General features: G+C 71.9%; 8 protein-coding genes and 1 pseudogene. 7 read left to right on the top strand and 2 right to left on the bottom strand.

All coding sequences use genetic code 11. The features are described 5' to 3' along the window. The 5 genes and pseudogenes from ABZ896_RS50680 to ABZ896_RS50660 form a co-directional block, all read left to right on the top strand. Positions 1-1,410: pseudogene (locus ABZ896_RS50680) on the top strand (hypothetical protein); the annotation flags it as partial. 91 nt (positions 1,411-1,501) lie between these two features. After that, positions 1,502-2,413 carry an ABC transporter ATP-binding protein gene (locus tag ABZ896_RS50675; RefSeq protein WP_360945622.1) on the top strand — a complete coding sequence of 304 codons (912 nt, stop codon included), beginning with the start codon at positions 1,502-1,504 and terminating at the stop codon, positions 2,411-2,413. Next, positions 2,410-3,150, top strand: a complete 741-nt coding sequence (locus ABZ896_RS50670) for an ABC transporter permease (RefSeq protein ID WP_360945619.1) — start codon at positions 2,410-2,412, stop codon at positions 3,148-3,150. The genes ABZ896_RS50675 and ABZ896_RS50670 overlap by 4 nt, the downstream gene beginning before the upstream one ends. Next, on the top strand, positions 3,147-4,325 hold the full coding sequence (locus tag ABZ896_RS50665) for a histidine kinase (protein ID WP_360945616.1): 1,179 nt from the start codon (positions 3,147-3,149) through the stop codon (positions 4,323-4,325). The genes ABZ896_RS50670 and ABZ896_RS50665 overlap by 4 nt, the downstream gene beginning before the upstream one ends. Further along, positions 4,322-4,939, top strand: a complete 618-nt coding sequence (locus ABZ896_RS50660) for a response regulator transcription factor (protein ID WP_360945613.1) — start codon at positions 4,322-4,324, stop codon at positions 4,937-4,939. Before ABZ896_RS50665 ends, ABZ896_RS50660 begins: the two co-directional genes overlap by 4 nt. A 4-nt stretch (positions 4,940-4,943) precedes the next feature. On the opposite strand, the gene ABZ896_RS50655 is transcribed toward ABZ896_RS50660, so the two are convergent. Together ABZ896_RS50655 and ABZ896_RS50650 are read right to left on the bottom strand one after the other, a co-directional pair. Further along, positions 4,944-5,795 carry a transglutaminase-like domain-containing protein gene (locus ABZ896_RS50655; protein WP_360945610.1) on the bottom strand — a complete coding sequence of 284 codons (852 nt, stop codon included), beginning with the start codon at positions 5,793-5,795 and terminating at the stop codon, positions 4,944-4,946. Between the two features lie 32 nt (positions 5,796-5,827). Continuing rightward, on the bottom strand, positions 5,828-6,832 hold the full coding sequence (locus ABZ896_RS50650) for a GNAT family N-acetyltransferase (RefSeq protein ID WP_360945607.1): 1,005 nt from the start codon (positions 6,830-6,832) through the stop codon (positions 5,828-5,830). A gap of 140 nt (positions 6,833-6,972) precedes the next feature. Between ABZ896_RS50650 and fdxA the strand changes: the two genes are divergently transcribed. Together fdxA and ABZ896_RS50640 are read left to right on the top strand one after the other, a co-directional pair. Further along, entirely contained in the window at positions 6,973-7,290 is a 318-nt protein-coding gene (fdxA, locus tag ABZ896_RS50645) for a ferredoxin (protein ID WP_007384503.1), read from the top strand. Positions 7,291-7,413: 123 nt separating this feature from the next. Continuing rightward, on the top strand, positions 7,414-8,511 hold the full coding sequence (locus ABZ896_RS50640) for a bifunctional succinyldiaminopimelate transaminase/glutamate-prephenate aminotransferase (protein ID WP_360945625.1): 1,098 nt from the start codon (positions 7,414-7,416) through the stop codon (positions 8,509-8,511). Positions 8,512-8,620 lie beyond the last annotated feature (109 nt).

Below are 8,620 nucleotides of genomic sequence, written 5' to 3'. Positions count from 1 at the left end.
CCTCCCCAGGGCGGACCCGGCACGTCCGGCGGGCCGGGCGGAGCCGTCGGCCAGGGCGGTCCCGGCGGGCCCGGCGCGAGCGGCTCCAACGGCTTCGGCAGTGTCGGCGGCCCGGGCACCGGCAAGGGCGTAGGCGGACCCGGCACCGGCAACCCCAACGGCTTCGGTCCGGGCGGCCCCGGCATCGTCGGCGGCCTCGCCGGCCCCACCGGACTCGGCGGTTCCCAGAACCCCGGTGCCGGCACCCTCGGCCCCGGTGGCGGTCTGAGCGACGACACCGCGATCCTCACCCCGCAGAAGCCGGCCCCCGAACCCGGCACCCCCGGCTACGGTGGCGTCCGGGAGAACGTCTCCGGCCACACCGTCACCAGCGGCATCCCCGTCGTCCCGCCGGGCGCCCAGACGGACGCCCAGACGCGCCCCGACACGGCCTCCCAGAACACCGCCTCGTCGAAGAAGAAGAAAAAGAAGGGCCGCAGCAAGCTCCCCCTCGTCGGCGGCCTCGTGATCGTCGTCGGCGCGGGCGTCTACGGCGCCGGCCTCCTGATGAACCGCTCCGACGTCCCCAAGGGCACCACCGTGCTCGGCGTCGACATCGGCGGCGGCACCCGCGACGACGCCGTCAAGAAGATGGACGACGTCTTCGGCAAGCGCGTCGACCAGGCGCTGAAGCTGTCGGTCGACGGCGACACCGTCTCGCTCAGGCCGGACCAGGCGGGCCTCCAGCTCGACGAGCAGGCCACCGTCTCCGCCGCGGCGACCAGCGACTACAACCCGGTCTCCGTGATCGGCTCCCTGTTCGGCCAGCACCGGGTCATCGACCCCGTCATGCCGGTCGACGAGGAGAAGCTCCGCGCGGCCCTGGAGAACGCCGCCGGCGGCTCCGGCTCCGCGACCGACGGCACGATCAAGTTCGAGAGCGGCAAGGCCGTCGCCGTCTACGGCAAGGCGGGCAAGGGCATCGACGTGGACCGCTCGGTCGCGGCGGTCGAGCAGGCGTACCGCACCCAGGTCGAGACGGGCACGGCCGCCGCGGTGACCCTGCCGACCACGACCAAGCAGCCCTCGGTCTCGAACGCCGAGGTCGACCGGGAGATGAAGGCCTTCGCGGAGCCCGCGATGTCGGCCAAGATCACCGTGCAGACCGACGCCGCGCACTCCATCGTGTTCAGCCCCGAGAACTCCCTGTGGAAGTTCCTCCGGGTGAAGGCGGTGAACGGCAAGCTCGTCGACAGCCCCGACATGGCGGCGCTCCAGGGGCTCTACGGCAACCTCTTCGACGGTGTGCTGATCACCCGGGGCACCGGCCAGAAGACGGCCGTCACACCCCAGGACGTCTACGGCGCCGTACGACAGGCCCTGCTGAGCAAGACCGACCGGGTCGTCACCATCGAGACGAACCCGAGCTGACGCCCCGCGGAGTGCCGTATGACATCTGTCATGCGGCACTCCGGACGGCCGACACTGCCCGCGGCCCCACCGCCGCGGCCACCATGGCCGTATGACAACGACAGCTTCGGTGGTCGCGTTCGACCAGGTGAGCAAGGCGTACGGCGAGGTCCGGGCCGTGGACGGGCTGACTCTGACCCTGCGGCCGGGGGAGACCGTGGCGCTGCTGGGCCCCAACGGCGCCGGCAAGTCGACCACGCTCGATCTGCTGCTCGGCCTCAAGCAGGCCGACAGCGGCAGCGTGCGGCTCTTCGGCATGAGGCCACGCGAGGCGATCGTCGCCGGGCGGGTGGGCGCGATGCTGCAGAGCGGCGGCCTGATGGACGAGGTGACGGTCGCCGAGCTGGTCCGGCTGGCCTGCGCCCTGCACCCGAAGCCGTACCAGCCGAACGACGTCCTGGCCCGCGCCGGGGTCTCCCAGATCGCCGACCGCAAGGTCAACAAGCTCTCCGGCGGCCAGGCCCAGCGCGTCCGCTTCGCCCTCGCGACCGCCGGTGACAGCGACCTGATCGTCCTGGACGAGCCGACCACCGGCATGGACGTCACCACCCGCCAGGCCTTCTGGGCCACCATGCGCGAACAGGCCGACCAGGGCCGTACGGTCCTCTTCGCCACGCACTACCTGGAGGAGGCGGACGCGATCGCCGACCGGGTGCTCGTGCTGCACCGGGGCCGACTGCTCGCCGACGGCACCGCCGCCGAGATCAAGGCGAAGGCGGGTGCCCGCAGGATCGCCTTCGACCTGGAGGGCGTGATCGAGGAGGCGCCTCTGCGTGAACTGCCCTTCCTCACCAGCATCGACATCTCCGGCCAGACCGTCCGCATCCAGTCCACCGACGCCGACGCGACCGTCCACGCCCTCTACGGCCTCGGCGTCTACCCCCGCAACCTCGAAGTCGCCGGGCTCGGTCTGGAGCAGGCCTTCGTCGCCATCACCGCAGCCGAGGAGGCCAAGCAGTCGTGAACAGCCTGATCAAGCTGGAACTCACCCGCGCCCTGCGCAACCGCAAGTTCCTGTTCTTCTCGGTGATGTACCCGTCGCTGCTGTTCCTGATCATCGCGGGCAACGCCGACAGCACCACCAAGGTCGACGGCACCGGCCTGACCGTGCCGACGTACATGATGGTCTCGATGGCCTCCTTCGGCGCCCTGACCGCCGTCCTGATGGGCAACAGCGAGCGCATCGCGAAGGAGCGGGAGAGCGGCTGGGTACGGCAGTTGAGGCTGACCACGCTCCCGGGGCGCGGCTATGTCCTCGCCAAGACCGCGAGCGCCGCCGTGGTGAGCCTGCCCTCGATCGTGGTCGTGTTCGTCGTCGCCGCGGCCGTGAAGCACGTACGCCTGGACGCCTGGCAGTGGCTCGCGCTGACCGCCGCGATCTGGGCCGGGAGCCTGGTCTTCGCCGCGCTCGGCGTGGCCATCGGCTACCTCGCCTCCGGGGACGCGGTCCGCCCGATCACGATGATCACCTACTTCGGCCTGTCCATGCTGGGCGGCCTGTGGATGCCCTCGACGACCTTCCCGCAGTGGCTGCAGGACATCGCCAAGTGGCTGCCCACGCACGCGTACGCTGCTCTCGGGCAGGCCATCGAGCAGAGCCGCGCCCCGCACGCACAGGACCTCGTCATCCTGGCCGTCTCCTTCGCGCTGTTCGCGGGCGGCGCGGCCTGGCTGTACCGGAAGGACACGCTGAAGGCGTGAGCACCGTCGGCATCGGGCAGCGCCCGCAGAACCGCAGGCAGCAGGTCGTCAAGTTCCTCTGGATCGGGATCTGGCTCGCCTATCTGAGCGCGCCCGTCGGCGACCTGCTGCACGGCGGACACCGCCCGGGCGTCCAGGTCCTCGGCTGGATCGGCCTGGTGGCCTTCGTGGCCTGGTACTTCGCCCTGGTCTTCCGTACCGGGCGCGGTGAGACCAACCGGGCGGTGCTCGGCTCGGTGGCGGTGTTGGCCGCCCAGTCGACCGTGCTCTCCCTGACCCTGGGCCGCGAATGGCTGGTCCTGTACGTGTACGTGGCGATCTCCTCCGGCGCGGCCCTGCCGTTCCGGATGGCCCGCTGGAGCATCCCGGTCGTCTCCGCCCTGCTGACCGCCGTCGCCCTCTCCGTCCCCGGCGGCCGGTCCTTCCTGACCGGGCTGCTCTTCCCGGCCCTCCTCGGCGGCTTCTCGATGACCGGCGTCCGCGAACTGATCCGGACAACCGTCGAGTTGCGCGAGGCCCGCGCCAAGGTCGCCCATCTCGCGGCCAACGAGGAGCGGTTGCGCCTCGCCCGCGACCTGCACGACCTGCTGGGCCACTCCCTGTCCCTGATCACGCTCAAGAGCGAGCTGGCGGGCCGGATGCTCCCCGACCACCCCGAGAAGGCGGCCCAGCAGGTCGCCGACATCGAACAGGTCAGCCGGCAGGCCCTGGTCGACGTCCGCGAGGCCGTCACCGGCTACCGGCGTCCCCGCCTCGCCGCCGAACTCGCGGGCGTCGAGGTCGCGTTGACGACGGCCGGGATCGCCGCGGAGGTCCCGGCCGACCCCGACCTCGACGGCATCCCCGAGGACAGCGAGTCCGCCCTGGCCTGGGCGCTGCGCGAGGCGGTCACCAACGTCGTACGGCACAGCGGGGCCCGGCGCTGCACGGTCGAGCTGCTGCGCCGCCAGACCCTCGACGGGCCGATGCTGGAGCTGTCCGTCGAGGACGACGGCTCGGGCGGCGCGGGTGGCTCGGGGGAGGGGCCCGGCAACGGCCTGACCGGGCTCACCGAGCGCCTGGAGAAGGCGGGCGGCACGCTGGAGGCGGGGCGGGTCAAGGGTGGTTTCCGGCTGGTCGCGAGGGTCCCCGCAGGAGCTTCGCCCGCCACGGCGGACGTAGGATCCGCCTCATGACGACCCGCACGATCAAGGTCCTGCTCGCCGAGGACCAGTCGATGGTCCGCGAGGCCCTCGCCGCGCTGCTCGGGCTGGAGGACGACATCGAGGTCGTCGCCCAAGTGGCCCGCGGCGACGAGGTGTTGGAGGCCGCCCGCGCCCACGACGTCGACGTGGCCCTCATGGACATCGAGATGCCGGGCGCGACGGGCATCGAGGCCGCGGCCCAGCTCCACGAGCACCTCCCGGCGGTGAAGCTGGTCATCCTCACGACCTTCGGCCGCCCCGGCTACCTCCGCAGCGCGATGGAGGCGGGCGCCGACGCCTTCCTGGTCAAGGACGCCCCGGCGTCCCAACTCGCGGAAGCGGTGCGGAAGGTCCTGAAGGACGAGAAGGTCATCGACCCCACACTGGCGGCAGCGGCCCTGGCAGGCGGCGCGAACCCGCTGACGGACCGGGAGCGGGAGGTCCTGAGAGCAGCGGCGGACGGCTCGACAAACGCCGAACTGGCAACGACGTTGCACCTGTCCCAGGGAACGGTCCGCAACTACCTCTCGACGGCGATCCAGAAGCTGGCGGTGCGCAACAGGGCAGAGGCAGTCCGCATCGCACGAGAGAAGGGCTGGCTGTAGCTCTTCAGTTCAACATCGCTCGCGCCGCGTGTGCTTGTTGCCGGACCTTCGCCGCCGCCGCCTCGTCGACCGCCCCCACCACCTCCGCGTACGCCTCCAACTCCCCGGCCCCCAGGACGAAGTCCCCCCTCTGCACCAGCAACTGCGCCCGCTCGTACCGCAACCGCGCGGGATGCGAGGGCAACGCCAGCGCCAACTCCACGGCCCACAACGACACATCGGACCGCTCCGGCCGAGCCGCGGCCCACGCCCGTACGTTGTTCAGGATCCGCTGCACCACCTCCAGCGGCTCCGCGGGAACCAGCATCGAGGGATCCAGCGACGCCCCCGTGGCCCCCGCCACCAACACGTCCGCATCACCCCCGCTCAACACCCGCCCCCCGTCGAAGGGATCGGCCAGCACCTGCTCCTCCGGCGGCCCGAACCCCACCACGAAGTGCCCCGGCAGAGCCACCCCGTACACCGGCGCCCCGGCCCGCCGAGCGACCTCCATCCACACCACGGACAGCAGGATCGGCAGCCCGCGCCGCCGCCGTAGCACCTGGTGCAGCAGCGACGACTCCAGCCGCTGATAGTCGACGGGCGCACCCCGGAACCCACACCGGTCGCCCAACAGCTCCCGCAGCGACACCGCCCACGACCGCGGGCCCCCGGGCCGGAACGGCAACCGCCCCGCCAGCTCGTCGAGTTCGACCTGCGCCAAGTCGATGCCCGCCTCGTCCAGCTCTCCGTCCGCCGCCGCCCCCACCAGCAGACACAGCGCGGACAGGTCGGGCCGCTCGGCGCGCGCCTCGTCGGCGAACCGCCTCCGGAGCTCGGCGGACCGTTCGGACGGCGGGGGGTATGGGGGACGCATAGCTGGCTCGTGCCCTTTCACAGCGATCGCTACTACCGCGTGCCGTCGGAGACGACCGGTTCGCGATAGTGGTGGTACGCGTGGTGCGCGGTGAACCCCATTCCGGTGTACAGCGCCCGCGCCCCCGCGTTCTCCGTCTCGACCTGGAGCCACGCGGCCGACGCGCCCTCGTCGAGCGCCCGCCGGGCCAGCGCCGCCATCACGGTCGAGGCCAGCCCCCGTCGCCGTAGCGAAGGATCCACCTCCACGGCCGCGAACCCCGCCCACCGGCCGTCCACGACACACCGCCCGATGGCGGCGGGCGCGTCCGCACCGGGGACCGTGGCGAACCACACCGACGGCCCGCTCCCCAGAACTCTCAGCGCCACCTCGCTCACCCCCTTGCGCTGATAGCGCGTCAGCCAGTCCGCGTCGGCCTCCCGGGTCAGCACGACACCCTCGGTCTCCCGGTCCGCGATCGGGGCCAGCGCCCCGGTCCACAGCTCGGCGGAGACCTCCCGCGTCCACCCGCGCTCCTCCAACTGCGCGCACAGCAGCTCCTGCGTGCCCTCGGCGCCGGTGGCGGTCTGTATGTACGCGGGCAGCCCGCGCTCGCCGTACCAGCGTCGTACGGCGCTCAGCGCCTCGTCGAGGGGAAGGCCCGGGTCGCCATCCGGCAGGACGGAGTTGGCGCGGCGGGTGAAGCCGGAGGCGGCCCGTAGCTCCCACTCGCCGAGCCGCTCGCTCTCGACGGGCCGCCACGCGCGCGTGGCCACCCGCGAGAGTTCCTCGTACGAGGCGGCCGGGCCCCGGCGCCGGGCCGGTGCGGCGGGCACGACCTTGCCCGCGACCAGCGCGCTTTCCGGAATGCGGACGCTCTCACCGTCCCGCCGCGTGATCAGCAGCACACCGTCGTCCCATGATGTGAGAACACCCACCGTGTCGGTGAACTTCTCCTGGGTGACACCGGATTCGGTCAGGTACCGGACGGATACCCGTTTGCCCACGTCAGCAGCGGAGATACGGACGACGAGACGTCCGGCGGCGGAGATTTCCACAGGTCAGTTCACCCCTCCTGTTCGGATCATGCCCAAGAACGGAGATACTAGGGGCGGGCATCGACGACGCCGCGCTCCCGCGCGCGAGGCGGCGGAGCCTGAGGAGGCCCGCCAGCGCCCTATGGAGGAGGAACGACAGCGTGACCTACGTCATCGCGCAGCCTTGTGTCGACGTGAAGGACAAGGCGTGCATCGAGGAGTGCCCGGTCGACTGCATCTACGAGGGCTCCCGGTCCTTGTACATCCACCCGGACGAATGCGTCGACTGTGGTGCCTGTGAGCCGGTCTGCCCGGTCGAGGCGATCTTCTACGAGGACGACACCCCGGATGAGTGGAAGGACTACTACAAGGCGAACGTCGAGTTCTTCGACGAGCTCGGTTCGCCCGGCGGCGCCAGCAAGCTGGGCCTGATCGAGCGGGACCACCCGTTCATCGCCGCGCTGCCGCCGCAGGCCTGATCATCCGGCACCCTCAAGGCGTGCCGCCCCGGTCCCGTACGGCCTGATCACGGCTGTGCGGGACCGAGGCGTTTGCCGTACGACCCGTAGGACCCGTACGACCCGAAAGTGAGCGCGAAAGCCGTGTCCGCAGTCTCCGACCGCCTTCCCACCTTCCCCTGGGACAAGCTGGAGCCGTACAAGAAGACGGCTGCCGCGCACCCCGGGGGCATCGTCGACCTCTCCGTCGGCACCCCCGTCGACCCGGTCCCCGACCTGATCCAGAAGGCGCTGATCGACGCGGCGGACTCGCCGGGCTACCCGACCGTCTGGGGCACCCCGGCGCTGCGCGACGCGATCACCGGCTGGGTCGAGCGGCGCCTGGGCGCCCGCGGGGTCACCCACCGGCACGTCCTGCCGATCGTCGGCTCCAAGGAACTCGTCGCCTGGCTCCCGACCCAGCTGGGCCTCGGTCCCGGCGACCGGGTCGCGTACCCGCGCCTCGCCTACCCGACGTACGAGGTCGGCGCGCGCCTGGCCCGTGCGGACTACGAGGTGTACGACGACCCGACCGAGCTGGACCCGGCGGGCCTGAAGCTCCTGTGGCTCAACTCCCCGTCGAACCCGACCGGGAGGGTGCTGGACAAGGCCGAGCTGACCCGGATCGTCGCCTGGGCCCGCGAGCACGGCGTCCTGGTCTTCTCCGACGAGTGCTACCTGGAGCTGGGCTGGGAGGCCGACCCGGTCTCCGTCCTGCACCCGGACGTCAACGGCGGCTCCTACGACGGCATCGTGGCCGTCCACTCGCTCTCCAAGCGGTCCAACCTCGCGGGCTACCGCGCGGCCTTCCTCGCGGGCGACCCGGCCGTCCTCGCGCCTCTCCTGGAGATCCGCAAGCACGGCGGCATGATGACGCCGGCGCCCACCCAGGCGGCGGTCGTGGCGGCCCTCGGCGACGACGCGCACGTCCAGGAGCAGCGCGCCCGCTACCTCGCCCGCCGCAGCCTCCTGCGCGAGGCGCTGCTCGGCCACGGCTTCCGGATCGAGCACAGCGAGGCCAGCCTCTACCTGTGGGCCACCCGCGACGAGTCCTGCTGGGACACCGTCGCCCACCTCGCGGAGCGCGGCATCCTGGTGGCGCCGGGCGACTTCTACGGCGAGGCGGGCGAGACGTTCGTCCGCGTGGCGCTGACGGCGACGGACGAGCGCGTGCGGGCGGCGGTCGAGCGGCTCGCCGGCTAGACGTCCTGCGGACAGGAAGAACGGCGGGGTCCCGGACGTTTCCGGGAACGGAGTCGGCGGTGGCGTCGTGGCTGTACGCCAAGTGCCGTCATCAGATCCCGACGACCGC

Source organism: Streptomyces sp. NPDC047072 (genome assembly GCF_040643855.1).
In the GTDB taxonomy this organism is placed as follows: Bacteria; Actinomycetota; Actinomycetes; order Streptomycetales; family Streptomycetaceae; genus Streptomyces.
The sequence above is the reverse complement of the archived record's forward strand: the minus strand, read 5'-3'. Positions and strand labels throughout refer to the sequence as shown.